Origin of the sequence: Micromonospora sp. DT178 (assembly GCF_049841695.1) — a bacterium.
Classification (GTDB): Bacteria; Actinomycetota; Actinomycetes; order Mycobacteriales; family Micromonosporaceae; genus Micromonospora.
In genome coordinates this window covers 100,930-116,588 of the sequence record NZ_JBNCKV010000009.1, presented here as the reverse complement: position 1 = coordinate 116,588, position 15,659 = coordinate 100,930, and the positions used below count along the sequence as shown (strand labels likewise).

The 15,659-nt window shown below is 74.2% G+C and carries 13 protein-coding genes; 8 read left to right on the top strand and 5 right to left on the bottom strand.

What is annotated here, in order from left to right:
- Positions 1-40 precede the first annotated feature (40 nt).
- Together ACLQ22_RS18495 and ACLQ22_RS18490 are read left to right on the top strand one after the other, a co-directional pair.
- Positions 41-676 carry an alpha-ketoglutarate-dependent dioxygenase AlkB gene (locus tag ACLQ22_RS18495; RefSeq protein WP_425693405.1) on the top strand — a complete coding sequence of 212 codons (636 nt, stop codon included), beginning with the start codon at positions 41-43 and terminating at the stop codon, positions 674-676.
- A gap of 257 nt (positions 677-933) precedes the next feature.
- Entirely contained in the window at positions 934-2,298 is a 1,365-nt protein-coding gene (locus ACLQ22_RS18490) for a uracil-xanthine permease family protein (protein ID WP_425693404.1), read from the top strand.
- 235 nt (positions 2,299-2,533) lie between these two features.
- On the opposite strand, the gene ACLQ22_RS18485 is transcribed toward ACLQ22_RS18490, so the two are convergent.
- Together ACLQ22_RS18485 and ACLQ22_RS18480 are read right to left on the bottom strand one after the other, a co-directional pair.
- Positions 2,534-5,023, bottom strand: coding sequence for a DNA gyrase/topoisomerase IV subunit A (locus tag ACLQ22_RS18485; protein ID WP_425693403.1), 2,490 nt, complete (start codon positions 5,021-5,023; stop codon positions 2,534-2,536).
- A 38-nt stretch (positions 5,024-5,061) separates the two neighbouring features.
- Positions 5,062-7,146 carry a DNA gyrase/topoisomerase IV subunit B gene (locus ACLQ22_RS18480; protein ID WP_425693562.1) on the bottom strand — a complete coding sequence of 695 codons (2,085 nt, stop codon included), beginning with the start codon at positions 7,144-7,146 and terminating at the stop codon, positions 5,062-5,064.
- 479 nt (positions 7,147-7,625) lie between these two features.
- Between ACLQ22_RS18480 and ACLQ22_RS18475 the strand changes: the two genes are divergently transcribed.
- Positions 7,626-8,885 (top strand): hypothetical protein, encoded by a 1,260-nt coding sequence (locus ACLQ22_RS18475; protein ID WP_121398920.1) that lies wholly within the window; start codon positions 7,626-7,628, stop codon positions 8,883-8,885.
- A gap of 174 nt (positions 8,886-9,059) precedes the next feature.
- Here the strand turns inward: ACLQ22_RS18475 and ACLQ22_RS18470 are convergent, their stop codons facing one another.
- Together ACLQ22_RS18470 and ACLQ22_RS18465 are read right to left on the bottom strand one after the other, a co-directional pair.
- Positions 9,060-9,701 (bottom strand): class I SAM-dependent methyltransferase, encoded by a 642-nt coding sequence (locus ACLQ22_RS18470; protein WP_425693402.1) that lies wholly within the window; start codon positions 9,699-9,701, stop codon positions 9,060-9,062.
- Between the two features lie 9 nt (positions 9,702-9,710).
- Entirely contained in the window at positions 9,711-10,184 is a 474-nt protein-coding gene (locus ACLQ22_RS18465; protein ID WP_425693401.1) for an RrF2 family transcriptional regulator, read from the bottom strand.
- 161 nt (positions 10,185-10,345) lie between these two features.
- Here ACLQ22_RS18465 and ACLQ22_RS18460 point away from each other — a divergent pair, with 161 nt between their 5' ends.
- The 3 genes from ACLQ22_RS18460 to ACLQ22_RS18450 all read left to right on the top strand — a co-directional run bounded on the left by ACLQ22_RS18460 (position 10,346) and on the right by ACLQ22_RS18450 (position 13,966).
- A complete protein-coding gene (locus ACLQ22_RS18460; protein ID WP_425693400.1) occupies positions 10,346-11,566 on the top strand; it encodes a globin domain-containing protein in 1,221 nt (406 codons plus the stop codon).
- A 221-nt stretch (positions 11,567-11,787) separates the two neighbouring features.
- Positions 11,788-13,005 carry a glycosyltransferase gene (locus ACLQ22_RS18455; protein ID WP_425693399.1) on the top strand — a complete coding sequence of 406 codons (1,218 nt, stop codon included), beginning with the start codon at positions 11,788-11,790 and terminating at the stop codon, positions 13,003-13,005.
- A 97-nt stretch (positions 13,006-13,102) separates the two neighbouring features.
- Entirely contained in the window at positions 13,103-13,966 is an 864-nt protein-coding gene (locus ACLQ22_RS18450) for an alpha/beta fold hydrolase (protein WP_425693398.1), read from the top strand.
- Positions 13,967-14,094: 128 nt separating this feature from the next.
- Here the strand turns inward: ACLQ22_RS18450 and ACLQ22_RS18445 are convergent, their stop codons facing one another.
- Positions 14,095-14,265, bottom strand: coding sequence for a hypothetical protein (locus ACLQ22_RS18445; RefSeq protein ID WP_425693397.1), 171 nt, complete (start codon positions 14,263-14,265; stop codon positions 14,095-14,097).
- Positions 14,266-14,467: 202 nt separating this feature from the next.
- Between ACLQ22_RS18445 and ACLQ22_RS18440 the strand changes: the two genes are divergently transcribed.
- Positions 14,468-15,103, top strand: coding sequence for a hypothetical protein (locus tag ACLQ22_RS18440; RefSeq protein WP_311411379.1), 636 nt, complete (start codon positions 14,468-14,470; stop codon positions 15,101-15,103).
- A 163-nt stretch (positions 15,104-15,266) separates the two neighbouring features.
- Entirely contained in the window at positions 15,267-15,632 is a 366-nt protein-coding gene (locus ACLQ22_RS18435) for a hypothetical protein (RefSeq protein WP_425693396.1), read from the top strand.
- Positions 15,633-15,659: the final 27 nt, after the last annotated feature.

Below are 15,659 nucleotides of genomic sequence, written 5' to 3'. Positions count from 1 at the left end.
TTCCGTACACCTGTACCAACATGGCGGGTACGCTGGGCGGATGACCGGGGCCGCCTACCAGCCGTCGATGTTCGACCTCACCGCCGCCGGACCGTCGCTGAGCCCGCTGGCCGACCGGCTGCGCCGGCACCCGCTCACCCGCGGCGCGTGGGTCGACCATCTGCCCGGCTGGGTCACCGGCTCCGCCCAGGTCTTCGACGTCCTGCTGCGCGACGTCCCCTGGCGGGCCGAGCGCCGCACGATGTACGACGCCGAGGTCGACGTCCCCCGGCTGCTCTGCTGGTACGCCGGGCACCGCCCGCTGCCGCACCCGCTGCTCACCGAGGCGCGCGCCGCCCTCACCCGGCACTACGCCGGCGAGCTCGGCGAGCCCTTCGTCACCGCCGGCATGTGCCTCTACCGCTCCGGCCGGGACAGCGTCGCCTGGCACGGCGACACCCAGGGGCGCTCCGCGCACACCGACACCATGGTCGCCATCGTCTCGTTCGGCTCGCCGCGCTCACTGCTGCTGCGGCCCCGCGGTGGCGGCGACAGCCTGCGCTTCCCGCTCGGCCACGGCGACCTCGTGGTGATGGGCGGCTCCTGCCAGCGCACCTGGGAGCACGCCGTACCCAAGACCACCCGCCCCGTCGGCCCCCGGGTCAGCGTCCAGTTCCGCCCCGCCGGCGTCGCCTGACCCGCCCGACGGGCGGCAACCCACCGTGGGCCGGAACGGCTCCGCCCAGGCCACGCTGCCGTGCCTCTGCCAACCCAGTGGCCGGGCCGAGCCAGGCCACCGGTCGGACCTCTGCCAGCCCGGGGGCTCGGCCTCTGCCAGCCCGAGGGCCGGACCGCTGCCGGGCCACCGGCCGGGCCGCGCCGGGCCTCTGCTAGAAACGACTCCTGGGTTTCACCTGCGCCCCCGTCACCTCTTCACGACGCGAAGGGCGTTCCATGACCCAGTCCTCCACCGAGCCGCGCTCCCGTTGGTCCGCGTGGGCGGTCCACGGCGACGGCCGGTCCATCCGCCCCGGCGACGTGGTCCATCCCGGCGAACGCCTCTCCTGGCCGCGCACCCTCGGCGTCGGCGTGCAGCACGTCGTCGCGATGTTCGGCGCCACCTTCACGGTGCCGCTCATCACCGGCTTCCCGCCGGCCACCACGCTCTTCTTCTCCGGGCTCGGCACGCTGCTGTTCCTGCTGATCACCGGCAACCGGCTGCCCTCGTACCTCGGCTCGTCCTTCGCCTTCATCGCGCCGGTGCTGGCGGCCAAGGCCGGCGGCGACATCGGCCCGGCGCTCGGCGGCATCGTCGTCGCCGGCGTGGCGCTGGCCGCCGTCGGGCTGGTCGTCCAGCTCGCCGGGTCGCGCTGGATCGACGCGCTGATGCCGCCCGTGGTCACCGGGGCGATCGTCGCGCTGATCGGCCTGAACCTCGCCCCCGTCGCCTGGGACGGCGACGGGAGCGGCACCGGCGTGAAGGCCCAGCCGCTGATCGCGGTGGTGACCCTGGCCGCCATCCTGCTCGCCACGGTGGCCTTCCGGGGCTTCCTGGCCCGACTGTCCATCCTGCTGGGGGTGGTGGTCGGCTGGGTGCTCGCCGCCGTGCTCGGCGACCTGGATCCGAAGGCGGTCGACGGGCTGCGGGACGCCGCGTGGGTCGGTCTGCCCGAGTTCCACGCGCCGAGCTTCAGCCTGCGCGCGGTCGTGCTGGTGATCCCGGTGATCCTGGTGCTGATCGCCGAGAACGCCGGGCACGTCAAGGCGGTCGCCGCGATGACGGGCCGGAACCTGGACCGGGACATGGGCCGGGCGTTCATGGGCGACGGACTGGCCACGGTGCTCGCCGGCTCCGGCGGCGGCTCCGGCACCACCACCTACGCGGAGAACATCGGCGTGATGGCGGCGACCCGGGTCTACTCCACCGCCGCGTACTGGGTGGCCGGCCTGACGGCGGTGCTGCTCGGGCTCAGCCCGAAGTTCGGCGCGCTGATCCTCACCGTGCCGGCCGGCGTGCTCGGCGGCGCCACCACCGCCCTGTACGGCCTGATCGCCATCCTCGGCGCGCGGATCTGGATCGAGAACCGGGTGGACTTCCACGACCCGGTGAACCTGCTGACCGCCGCCGTCGCGGTGATCGTCGGCGCGGCCAACTACACCCTCACCGCCGGCGACCTCTCGTTCAACGGCATCGCCCTGGGCACCGCAGCCGCCCTCGCCGTCTACCACGGCATGCGCCTGGTGGCCCACCTACGCGGCACCACCCCCACCCCCACCCCCGACCCCACCCCGACCCCCGACTCCAACCCGACCCGCTGACCCACCCCCGCCCCGGCCCGCCCCGCCTCCGGCAGCGTTGATCATGAGGTTAGCGGGGTGGTATGCCCGATTCCGACCAGCCAACCTCATGATCGACGGCGGCAGGTGAGCCGGCGGGTGGGGTGGGGTGGGGTGGGGTGGGTGGGAGTGCCAGCGACCCGTCGAGCGGGGCTGGGTGGGGCGCGGGGAGCAGGGAGGGCCGGCTGCGGGGCAGCCGGCCCTCCCTGCTGACGGGTCAGTCGCGTTCGATCTGGTGGCCGACGACGGTGGGGCCCAGCATCACGGCGAAGCCGGAGCCGTCGCGGCGCGGGTCCGCCGCCGGCAGCTCCACCGGCTCGCCGGTGGCGGTGGCGGCCACCGGACGCGGCCCGACCCAGGCGACGGCCACGTCGGTCTCACCCTTGAGGAAGCGGTGGGCGCGCACCCCGCCGGTCGCCCGCCCCTTCGCCGGGTACGCCTGGAAGGGCGTGACCTTCACCGTGGCGCCCGTGGAGGTGACCACCATCGGCTCGCCGTGGCCCGGGTCGTCGGTGCGGACCGCACCGAAGAACACCACGCGGGCATCGGCGGGCAGGTTGATGCCCGACATGCCGCCGCCCTTGGTCCCCTGAGGCCGGACCAGCCCGGCGGCGAACCGCAGCAGCGACGCCTCCGAGGTGACGAAGGTGAGCGTCTCCGCGCCGTCGGTGAGCCAGGTCGCCCCGACCACCTCGTCGCCCTCCCGCAGGCCGATCACCTCGAACTCGTCCGAGCGGACGGGCCACTCCGGCGCGCAGACCTTGACGACGCCCTGCCGGGTGCCCAGGGCGAGACCCGGGGAGCCCTCGGCCGCCGCCCCGAGCGGCGCCAGCCCGACCACGGTCTCCCCCGCTTCCAGCGGCACCAACTCGGCGGCGGCCATTCCACCGCGCAGCGACACCGTCCCCGCCTGCTCGGGCAGGACCGGCAGCGGCAGCACGTCGACCTTGAACGCCCGGCCGGCGCTGGTCACCAGCAGCACCCGCCCCCGGGCGGTGGAGTGCACGACGGCGCGTACGGCATCGTGCTTGACCCGGCCGTGCCGCCGGCGCCCCTCGGACGCCTCCTCGGACTCGGCCGCCGTCCGGGCGACCAGCCCGGTCGCGGAGAGGATCACCTGGCAGGGGTCGTCGGCGACCTCCAGCGGGCCGGCCGGCGCAGACGCGGCCAGCACCTCCTTGAGGTCCCCGTCGACGAGCGTGGTGCGGCGCGGCGCGCCGAACTGCTTCACCACCGCCGCCAGCTCGTCGGAGACGACCTTCTTCAGCACCTTCGGGTCGTCGAGGATGGTGGAGAGCTCGGCGATCTCCTTGCGGAGCTTCTCCTGCTCGGCCTCCAGCTCGATCCGGTCGTACTTGGTCAACCGGCGCAGCGGAGTGTCCAGGATGTAGGTGGCCTGGATGTCCGACAGGCCGAACTGGCGCATCAGGCCGTCCTTGGCGGCCTGCGCGTCGTCGCTGCCCCGGATCAGCTTGACCACCTTGTCGATGTCGAGCAAAGCGACCAGCAGGCCGTCGACCAGGTGCAGCCGCTCCTGGCGCTTGCGGCGGCGGTACGAGCTGCGCCGGGTCACGACCTCGTAGCGGTGGGCCAGGAAGACCTCCAGCAGCGCCTTCAGCCCGAGGGTCTGCGGTTGCCCGTCGACCAGCACCAGGTTGTTGACGCCGAACGACTGCTCCAACGGGGTGAGCCGGTAGAGGTCGGCGAGCAGCGCCTGCGGGTTGACCCCCACCTTGCACTCGATCACCAGGCGGGTGCCGCTCTCCCGGTCGGTGAGGTCCTTGACGTCGGCGATGCCGGTGAGCCGCTTGGTCTTGTTGACCTCGTTGGTGATGGCCGCGATGACCTTCTCCGCGCCGATGCCGTACGGCAGCTCCACGACGGTGATCGCCTGCCGGCCCCGGCTGCCCTCCAGCGGGCCGATCTCGACCTTGCCCCGCATCCGGACGACGCCGCGCCCGGTCTCGTAGGCGCGACGCACCTCGTCGAGCCCGAGCAGCACGCCACCGGTGGGCAGGTCCGGACCGGGGACGAACTCCATGAGCTTGTCGAGCGTGGCGTCCGGATGGTTGATCAGCCAGCGGGCGGCGGAGACGACCTCGCCGAGGTTGTGCGGGATCATGTTGGTCGCCATGCCGACCGCGATCCCCGACGCGCCGTTGACCAGCAGGTTGGGGAACGCGGCGGGCAGCACGGTGGGCTGGGTCAGCGAGCCGTCGTAGTTGGGCTCGACGTCGACCGTGTCCTCGCCCAGCTCGCCGACGAGCAGCATCGCCTCGCGCGACATCCGGGCCTCGGTGTAGCGCGACGCCGCCGGCCCGTCGTCCGGGCTGCCGAAGTTGCCGTGCCCGTCGATGAGTGGCGCGTTCAGCGAGAAGTCCTGAGCCAGGCGCACCATCGCGTCGTAGATCGCGGTATCGCCGTGCGGATGGTACTTGCCCATTACATCCCCGACGATGCGGGCGGACTTCACGTGCCCCCGGTCGGGACGGTGGCCCTGCTCGTACATGGACCAGAGGATGCGCCGGTGCACCGGCTTGAGGCCGTCGCGGGCGTCGGGCAGGGCCCGGGAGTGGATCACCGAGAAGGCGTACTCCAGGTAGGAGTCGGAGACCTCGGTGACCAGCGGATTGTCGAAGACCCGCGCGCCGGCCTGGTCGAAGGCGGACAGGTCCACCTTGGCGCGGTCGTCCTTGCGGCGTGCCATCGTTCAGCTCACTTCCCGGCGGGTGGTGGCGGGCCTGGTCATGCGTCGATCGCCTCGCGGTCGACCCGGTCGGCGGAGTCGATCAGCCAGTTGCGGCGCGGCTCGACCTTCTCGCCCATCAGCAGTTCGAGGATCCGCTCGGCGGCGTCGACGTCGTCGAGGGTGATCCGGCGGACGGCCCGGGTGGCCGGGTTCATCGTCGTCTCCCACAGCTCGTCGGCGTCCATCTCGCCGAGACCCTTGAATCGCGGGATCGGGGTGACGATCTGCTTGCCGGCCTTCTCCAGCTTGCGGACCGTCGCCTCCATCTCCGCCTGGGTGTAGGTGTAGATCGTCTGCGGGTTGCGCCCCCTGGTGGTGATCTTGTGCAGGGGCGGCATCGCCGCGTAGAGCCGGCCGGCCTCGATCAGCGGCCGCATGTAGCGGGCGAAGAGCGTGATCAGCAGGGTGCGGATGTGCGCGCCGTCCACGTCGGCGTCCGCCATGATCAGCACTCGGCCGTAGCGCATCGCGGACAGGTCGAACGTGCGGCCGGAGCCCGCGCCGAGCACCTGCACGATGGCCGCGCACTCGGCGTTGTCCAGCACCTGCTGGAGGTTGGCCTTCTGCACGTTGAGGATCTTGCCCCGAATCGGAAGAAGCGCCTGATATTCGGCAGATCGGGCAAGTCGACCTGTCCCGAGGGCGCTGTCGCCCTCCACGATGAACAGCTCGCTGCGCTCGATGCCGGCGGCCCGGCAGTCGACCAGCTTCGGCGGCATCGACGCGCCCTCCAGGGCGGTCTTGCGCCGGGCGGCGTCCTTCTGCTGCTTCTGCGTCAGCCGCACCCGGGCCGCGTCGACGATCTTCTGGAGGACCGTACGCGCCTCGGCCTTGGTCCTGCGGTCCTCCAGCCACGCCTTCAGGTGCTGCTCTACCAGCGCCTGGATCACCTTGGTGATGCCGGCGGTGGAGAGCTCGTCCTTCGTCTGCGAGGTGAACTGGGGCTCCGGGATCCGCACGTGCACGACCGCCGTCATGCCCTCCAGGACGTCGTCCAGGGTGGGCGGGTCCTCCTTGGCCTTGAGCAGGCCACGGGTGTTGCGGACGGCGTCGGCGAGGGTACGCGCCAGGCCCCGCTCGAAGCCCTTGCGGTGGGTGCCGCCGTGCGCGTTGCGGATGGTGTTGGTGAAACACTCGACGGTGCGCTCGTAACCGGTGCCCCAGCGGAAGGCCACCTCGACCTCGGCCCGACGCTGCACGTTGGACTGCATGACCCCGTTGGCGTCGGCGGCGTTCTCCCGGTAGGTGCCCTCGCCGGTGACCACCAGCATGCCGGAGACGGGCCGGTCGCCGGTCGGGGCGAGGAACTCCACCATGTCGGTCAGCCCGTTGGGGTAGTGGAAGCTCTCCTCGGTCGGCTCCTCGCCGGTGTGGTCACGCAGCGTGTAGCTCACGCCCGGCACCAGGAACGCCGTGTTGCGCAGCTTCGTCCGCACGGCGTCGGCGTCCAGGGTGGCGCCGGTCTCGAAGTAGCGCGCGTCGTGCCACCAGCGGATCGAGGTGCCGGTGCGCTGGCCACGCTTCATCGCACCGACGATCTGGAGCCCGGGGCCCGGGGTGAACGCGGCGTCGGGGCCGTCACCGTCGAAGACTCCCGGCACGCCGTGCCGGAACGACATCGCGTGGACCTTGCCGCCCCGGCGGACGGTGACGTCGAACCGGCGGGACAGCGCGTTGACCGCCGAGGCGCCCACGCCGTGCAGACCGCCGGAGGTCTTGTAGCCGGAGCCGCCGAACTTGCCGCCCGCGTGCAGCCGGGTGAGCACCAGCTCGACGCCGGAGATGCCGGACTTGGCGTGCACGTCGGTGGGGATGCCACGACCGTCGTCGTCGACCTGAACCGAGCCGTCGGCGTGCAGCGTCACCTCCACCTTCGTGGCGTGGCCGGCGACGCCCTCGTCCGTGGAGTTGTCGAGGATCTCGTTGACGAGGTGACCCACGCCACGGCTGTCGGTGGAGCCGATGTACATGCCGGGCCGCTTGCGGACGGCGTCCAGCCCCTCGAGGTGCGTGAGGTCGTCGGCCCCGTACAGGGTCTCAGGCTCTGCGGTCAACTGGTCGTACTCCCAGGTCTCGGCGATGTGGTGCCGCGTCCGACGTCGTCGGTCGGCCGGCGCGCCGCAGCGAGCCTAACCGGGAGATGCGACAGGACGACGGCGCCCCGCAGCGAGGCACGCGCCTCGTCGTGGGGCGGGCCCCGGGCGGGAGGGTAACGCGTTCCGTCCGGTTCCGGCGTATCGGCGCCACCGTGACCGGTTTGCGGACGAGTCGGCCGCGGGCGCTTCCCTCCGGACAACAACGAGGCCGTGGCCGACCTTCCCCAGCGGCAAGGACGCCTGGTCCCGGGCACCGGGTGGCCGGCGCCACCGGCCGCGGGCACCGCGCCACCGACGCCTTCGGACCGGGCGCTCCGACCGCCGACGCCGGCGGGGCCCGGACGGGGCGGGTGTGTCCCTTTGCGAAAGATTTTGTTACGGGCCATTGACGCCCGTCATGCCGGGGTGATCTGATCGCGCCCTCGGAGGATCTTTCACGTTTCGATGGACAGATGGGGGACGTCATGTCCAGGTTCCGTCGTACCGCACTCGCGGCGGCGCTCGCCGTCGCCACCGCCACCCTGTCGACCGCCGTGGGGTTGAGCGCCCCGGCCTCGGCAGCCCCGCCCACCGCCGCGGTGGCGCTCGGCGACAGCTTCATCAGCGGTGAGGGCGCCGGGGCGTACACCCCGGTGGCCGACGTCAACGGGGTCGCCCAGGGCTTCCCGGGCTGGACCGCCGCGAACAACAACGCGTTCTTCTGCCACCGCTCGGCCAACGCCTCGCTGCACCGGGCCAACCTGCCGGGCATCCAGGACCGGTTCAACCTCGCCTGCTCCGGCGGGCAGCCGCACGACATCGCCGCCGCCTCCTCGGCCCGGACCAACGGCCGTCAGGTAGCCGCCCAGCTCGACCAGCTGCGCGCGGTCGGCCGGACCCACGACATCGACCTGGTGCTGCTCGGGCTCGGCTCGAACAACAGCTCGTTCACCTTCGGCAACGTCGCGGAGAAGTGCGCCAACCGGTTCATCGCCGACGCCTGGACCGGCTGGTGGGAGTTCTGGGCCTACCTGGGCGGCCCGGTGGAGCAGAAGCCCTGCACCGACGCCGACCTGGCCACCGCCGCCCAGTGGAGCGCCGCGACCGCGGAGACCACCTCGGCCGTACGCCAGCTGCTCACCACGCTGCGCGAGATCGACGCCGACGGTCAGCACCGGATCGTCCTGCAGGACTACACCAACCCGCTGCCGCTCGACCTCGAGGCGCGCTTCCACGAGGAGGACAGCCGGGACGACACCCGGGACAAGTTCCGCGCGCTGGGCGCCGAGCGGTACGCGGCCGGCTGCCCGATCCACCGGGCCAGCCTGCTGCCGGGGCACCGCTTCTCGCAGGGGCTGGGCACCCTGGTCAAGTCCACCCGGGACACCCTGGCCGCCGAGTTCCCCGGCGCGGACCTGGTCTACCTCAACGTGCAGCGGGCCTTCGACGGCGCCCGGCTCTGCGAGTCGGGGACCAGCCCGGCCGGCACCCTGGCCACCCCGATCCGCCTGCAGGACAGCCCGCCGAACGGCGTCTTCGTCACCAGCCTCTCCGGCAAGGACAAGATCGCCATCCAGCGGATCGCGAACACCTGCGTGAGCTACTTCCAGACCTGCCAGGAGTCGTGGCACCCGAACGCCGCCGGCCACCAGGTGCTCGGGCAGTGCCTGACGGGCGCGGCCACCACCGGTGCGCGTTCCGTGGCCTGCGTCCGCGCCGGGGACGGCTCGATCACGGTCTCCTGACCGCGACCGCGTCCCGGAACCCCGTGCCGCTCGGCGCGGGGTTCCGCCGCGTCCGGGGCCGGGCGGGCCGACGCGGTCACGGGCGGCCGACAGCGTCAAGGACGCCGACGCCGACGCGGCCGCGGAAGGCCGGCGTGGTCGCGGGCGAGCGCCGAGGGCCGCCGACGGGGTGGATCAGTCGCGGGTGGCCACGCCGAGCACGTGCGGGGCGGCGGGGGCCGGGAGTCGGCCGTCGGGGAAGCGGAACGCGTCCAGCTCGGTGACGGTGAAGCCCGCGGCCCGGATCGCGCCCACCGTGTCGCGGCCCGTGTGGCAGCCGCCGCAGAGCAACGGCCAGACGGTCGCGTCGACCAGCCGCTGCGCGCGGCGCAGGCCCGGTGTCTGCGCGCGTACGTGCTCGAAGAAGCGCACCTGCCCACCGGGCCGCAGCACCCGGCGGGCCTCGCGCAGCGCGGCGGCCTGGTCGGCCACCGAGCAGAGGACCAGGGACAGCACCACCGCGTCCGCGTCGGCGTCGGGCGCCGGCAGCGCCTCGGCGAGGCCGTCGACCACCTCCACGGGTACGGGCGCCCCGGCCGCCGCCGCCCGGGCCGCCGCCCGGAGCCGGGGCTCCGGCTCGACCGCCAGCACCCGCTCGACGGTGCCCGGGTAGTGCGCGAAGGTGCGGCCGTTGCCGGCGCCGACCTCGACCACCCGGCCCGCGAGGCCGGCGACGAGCCGGCGGCGGTGGGCGGCCGCGCCGGCGGCGTCCATCGCCACGCTCGCCCGCGCGAACACCCGGGCGAACACCGGGTGGGAGACCGCACCACGGGACATCGTCGCTCCTCAGACCGGATCGGGTACGGCCCGCCGGCCGACCGGGGCCGGTCGGGGGCGGGGCAGGCCGAGGGCGAGCAGCGCCGGGCCGGTCGGCCCGGCGACCAGCTCGCCGAGCGTCACGTCGTCCAGCACGGCGAGGAAGGCGTCCCGGGCACGGCGAAGTTCGCCCCGCAGCCGGCAGGCCGCGCGCAGCGAGCAGGCCGGCTCGTCGCAGGAGACCACCTCGTCGTCGCCCTCGAAGGCCCGCACCACGTGCCCGACCGTGGCGTTCCCGCCGCCCTCGGCGAAGGCCACCCCGCCGGAGCGGCCCCGGATGGTGACGAGCACCCCGAGCCGCTGCAACCGCTGCACCACCTTGGCGACGTGGTTGCGGGGCAGGTCGAGCTGGTCGGACAGCTCGTCCACGGTCATCCGTCGCGGGTCCGCGGCGGCGAGCATGGCGATGCGCAGCGCCATGTCGGTGGACCGGTTGAGCTTCACGTCCCGACCCTAGCCACCGCGGTCGAGCCCTCACCACGGTCGACCGGACCCGGGATGTGATCCGGACGACCCCCGACCCGGGACCTTCGGCCCTGAAGAGGTATCTCGAATACCTGTTTTGCTGTCGTCGTTCGAGCGATTCATCTCAGAAGGAGAAAGCCGTGCTCTCGGAGTCCTCAGCAGCAGTGGTGACGGCGACCCTGCCCGCCGTGCAGGCGCACGGCGAGGCGATCACCGGCCGGTTCTACCAGCGGATGTTCGACGCGCACCCCGAACTGCTCGACATCTTCAACCGCAGCAACCAGGCCACCGGCACGCAGAAGGCCGCCCTCGCGGCCGCCGTGGTCGCGTACGCGGAGCACCTGACCGGCGGCAGCCGCGCGCCATGGGGGCCGATCCTGGACCGCATCGCGCACAAGCACGCCTCGCTCGGCATCACCGCCACGCAGTACACGATCGTCGGCCGGCACCTGCTCGCCGCCGTCGGCGAGGTGCTCGGCGACGCCGTCACCGCCGAGGTGGCGGCGGCCTGGGACGAGGTCTACTGGCTGCTGGCCTGCGAGCTGATCGCCCGGGAGGCCCGCCTCTACACCGTGGCCGGGCTGGCCGAGGGCGAGTCGGTCTGGCGGGACTGGCGGGTCGTCGCCCGGACCACCGAGGCGCTGGACGTCGTGTCGTTCACCCTGGTCCCGGCCGACGGCGGGCCGGTGCCCAGCTTCGTCCCGGGCCAGTACACCTCGGTCGCCGTCGACCTGGACGGCGGGCGCGGTCAGCAGATCCGCCAGTACAGCCTCTCCGGCTGCCCCGGCGCCGAGCACTGGCGGATCACCGTCAAGCGCGTACGCGGCACCGGCGACGCCCCCGACGGCATGGTCTCCACCTTCCTGCACGAGCGCGTGGGGGTCGACGACACCCTCCGGCTCAGCCCGGCGTTCGGCGAGGTCAGCGCGGTGGCCGGGGAGGGCCCGCTGCTGCTGGTCAGCGCGGGCATCGGCCTGACCCCGGCGATGGCCGCGCTGGAGCACCTGGCCGCCACCGAGCCGCAGCGTCCGGTGGTGCTGGTGCACGCCGACCGGGCCGGCGCGGCGCACGCGTTCCGCGGCGAACTGCCGCGCCTGCACGCCGCGCTGCCCAACCTGCGCACCGCCCTCTGGTACGAGGACCTCACCGACGGCGAACTGGCCGGGGTGACCGCCGAGGTCATCGCCGGCCGGGTCGACCCGGCGCTGATCCCGCTCTCCCCCGACGCCCACGTGCACCTCTGCGGGCCGCTGCCGTTCATGAACACCGTCCGGGGCGGCCTGCTGCGCCGGGGGGTGCCGGTGGAGCGGATCGCCTACGAGGTCTTCGGGCCGGGCATGCTCCACGACGACCGGTCCTGACCAGGTGTTATCGGCCGGCCACGGGCGGTGAGGTGGTTCGCCCCACCGCCCGCCGGCTCCTCCACACCCGACGGACAGCTCACCAGGACGAGCCGGGCGGGCGGCGGTTAGGAGGTGAGGTCGGGGGTAGGGACTCCTGCGGCGGGGTCCGCCAGGCGGCGAGGAGACGCCCCGGGGCTCGACCGGGTCCCCGCCGACGGGCCGGCCGATGGAGGAAGCACATGCGTATCGCGATGATCTCGGAGCACGCCAGTCCGCTCGCCGTCGGAGGGGTGGAGGAGTCCGGCGGTCAGCACACGCACGTGGCGGAGCTCGCCGCCGCCCTGGTCGGCGAGGGGCACGACGTCCGCGTCTACACCCGCCGGGACTCCACCGTCCCGCCCGACTCCGTGGTCACCCCGGACGGCTACCAGGTGTGCCACGTGCCGGCCGGTCCGGCGCTGCGGGTGCCGAGGGACGAGCTGCTGCCGCACATGGGCGAGTTCGGACGCTGGCTGGCCGGTCAGTGGCGCGACGGCGGCTGGACGCCGGACGTGGCGCACGCCCACTTCTGGACGAGCGGGCTGGCCACCGTGCACGCCGGCCGGCGCACCGGGGTGCCGGTGGTGCTGACGTACCACAGCCTCGGTTCGGTGAAGCGGCGGCTGCCGGGCGCCCGGGACACCAGTCCACCGGGCCGGGTGGGCTACGAGCGGGCCCTGGGCCGGGCCGCGGACCGGGTCATCGTGCAGTGCCAGGACGAGGTCGGCGAGCTGGTCCGGCTCGGCGTGCCCCGGTCCCGGATGACGCTGGTCCCCGCCGGGGTCGACCAGGAGCTGTTCCGCCCCGACGGGCCCGTCGCCCCGCGCGACCCGGCCCGCCCCCGGATCATCACCGTCGGCCGGATGGTGGAGCGCAAGGGCATCCAGGACGTCATCCGGGCGCTGCCGGCCGTGCCGGACGCCGAGTGCGTGGTGGTCGGCGGCCCGCCGGCGGAGCTGCTCCCCGCGGACGGCTTCGCCCGCCGGCTCCGCGCGCTCGCCGAGTCCTGCGGGGTCGCCGACCGGGTGAAGCTGCTGGGCGGGCTACCCCGGGAGGAGCTGGCCCCGTGGTACCGCTCGGCGGACCTGCTGGTGGCCGCCCCCTGGTACGAGCCGTTCGGGCTCGCCCCGCTGGAGAGCATGGCGTGCGGGGTGCCGGTCGTCGGCACGAACGTCGGCGGGATCGCCGACGCCGTGGTCGACGGCCTGACCGGCGACCTCGTGCCGCCCCGGGACCCCCGGGCCCTCGGCACCGCGGTCCGCCGGCTGCTCGCCGACAAGGTCCGTCGCTTCGCGTACGCCACGGCGGCGCTGGACCGGATCCGCAACCGGTACTCGTGGAAGCGCTGCGCCGAGCAGCTGAGCACGGTCTACGCCACGGTCAGCACCGTCGGCCGCCCCGCCCCGGCGGTGGCGTAGCGCGGGTGGTGGTCGGCGGTCCGCGGTCGACGCCGGGGACGTGACGCCCACCACCCCACGGTTACCCGTCGGTAGCCTCGGGTCGTAGCCTGGGGCGGTGAACGCGACGGGGGAATACCGGCAGGAGTTCGTCGAGGTCGACGGGGCCCGCATCGGGCTACAGGTGTATCCCGATCCGGACGGCGTCGCCGACGCCCCGCTGGTGCTGATCACGCCCGCGATGGGCGTCCGGGCGCGCTACTACCGGCCGTTCGCCGCCGCGCTGCGCGCCGCTGGCCTCGCCGTGGCCGTGGCCGACCTGCGCGGCACCGGGGAGAGCACCCCGAAGCCGAGCCGCGCCTGCCGGTACGGCTATCCGGAACTGGCCGCCGACGTGGGCGCCGCGCTGGCGGCGCTGAAGACCCGGCGGGACGGGCGCAGGACGCTGCTGCTCGGGCACTCCCTCGGCGGGCAGGCGGCGCTGCTGCACCTCGCCGTGCACGGCGACCACGACGTCGACGGGCTGGCGCTGGTCGCCGTCGGCGTGCCGTGGTGGCGCAGCTACCCCGGCCTGCGCGGGTACGGCGTCCTGCCGTACACCCAGGGGATCGCGGCGACCGCCCGGCTGCTCGGCGTCTGGCCGGGCTGGGGCTTCGGCGGCCGGCAGGCGCGCGGGGTCATCCGGGACTGGGCCCACACCGCGCGGACCGGGCGCTTCCCGCAGTTGGACGGGGTGGACGCCGAGGCGGCCGTGCGGGCGCTGCGGACCCCCGTCCTCGCGGTCAGCGTCGACGACGACCAGTACACCCCGCACGAGACCGTCGACCACCTGTGCGCGAAGCTGGCCGCGGCGCCCGTCGTGCGCGAGCGCTACACCCCGGCGCAGGCCGGCGCCCGGATGGACCACTTCACCTGGGTACGCGCGAGCGCCCCGCTGGCGGCCCGGGTGGCCCGCTTCGCCGCCGACCTGCCGGCCCGCTGACCTCGCCGGGGGCCGCGGCACGAGCGGGGCGACTGGTCGGGCCGGCCCGGCCGCCCGACGCCGGCGACGGGCGGCACGGCCGCGGCGACGCGTCCCGGGCGGCGCCCCGCCGCCCGGGACGGAGACGCTCACTCGTCGGTGTCGACGGGCACCATCTCGCCGTCCCGCTCCACGCGGGTCTCGCCGAGCTCGGCGGGCGGCGGCACCTGGGCCGTGGTCTTGCGCGGATCGTTGTCCGGGTGCATCAGCACCGCGTCGGTCGACGCGGTCTTCTCCCGGCTCTCCTCGGGCTGCGACATCCGCTTCCCCTCTCGCTCGGGTCGTCCGACCAACTACCCGCACCTGCCCCGCCGACTCCTCCCGGCCCGTCCCCGTCGTCTCCCCGCGACGACGCCCCGGTCCGGTATCTGTGCCGCCGCGGCGTATCAGCAGCTGACGGGCGGGATTAGCCGGCCGGGCGGCGGGTATGCCGCACCGCCCGACACGGTGGAAGGGGATCAGATGTCCGAACGGCACACCGCACTGCGCTCGATGCACGACCTGGGCCTGGCGGCCTGGTTCGGGGGCTCCCTGATGGGAGCGTTCGGCGTCAACGGCGCGGCGGCACAGATGAACGACTCGACCCAGCGGTTGCCGATGGCCTCTGCCGGCTGGGCCCGGTGGACCCCGGTGAACGCCGCGGCGATCGGCGCCCACCTGGCGGGGGCCGTCGGGGAACTGGTGACGGAGAGCCCCCGGGTGGCCGCCCAGTCGGGGGTGGCCCGGGCCAGCACGCTGAAGACGGCGCTGACCGTCGGCGCGCTGGCGGTGACCGGCTACAGCCGGCTGCTCGGCATGAAGCTGGAGAAGGCCGGCGGCCCGGCGGTCGAGGGGGTCACCGAGCCGAACTCGCACACGCCGTCGAACGTGGCGTCGTGCCAGCGGCAGATGCGGATGCTCCAGTGGGCGATCCCGGCGATGACCGGGGCGCTCATCGTGATGACCGCGTACATGGGCGAGCAGCAGAAGCCCGGCGAGGTGTTCCGGGGCATGCTCGGGCGCGTCGGCGGCATGCGGAACGCCCCGAAGGGGATGGGCGCGCTCATGGCGATGGGCGGGGCCCGGCAGAAGCGGATGGCGAAGTCCGGCCGCTGCTGACCGACGTGCCGCCGGACGGCGTCCCGCCGACTCCTCGGCGGCGGGGCGCCGTTGCCGCGCGTCCCCACCCGCCGGGACCGCGCCCGGGGGCGCCGGCGAGGCATGACCGCCCCGGTGACGGGCATTCGGGGCCGGTACCGGCGGACCGAGCAGCGAGGTGGCCATGACGGCAGGAGAGGGACGCGGCGGGGACCGACGCGCACCGGAGGCGACCACGCCCTGGGTGACCAGGGACGGCATGGACGTGGAGCCGCCGTGGGGCGTCGGTGAGCACGACCCCATGGACGAGGGCAGCGAGGAGACCGCCGTACCGGAGGGGCGGCGCGGGGAGCGTCGGGCCGACGAGCCGGCGGGACCGTCCGGCCCCGCCGGGCGGCACGGCTTCGGCCCGGTCGAACCGACACCCACGCGGCCGGCGGGCCCCGGCGCGCCGCCCGACCCGGCGCCGGCCCGGCGGTCCTTTCCCGACGCCGCCGACGTCGAGGAGCGGACGGAGGACGCGCTGCGGACCAGGGGCCGACGCTCCTGACCGGTACGCCCCGGCGCGTGGACGGGA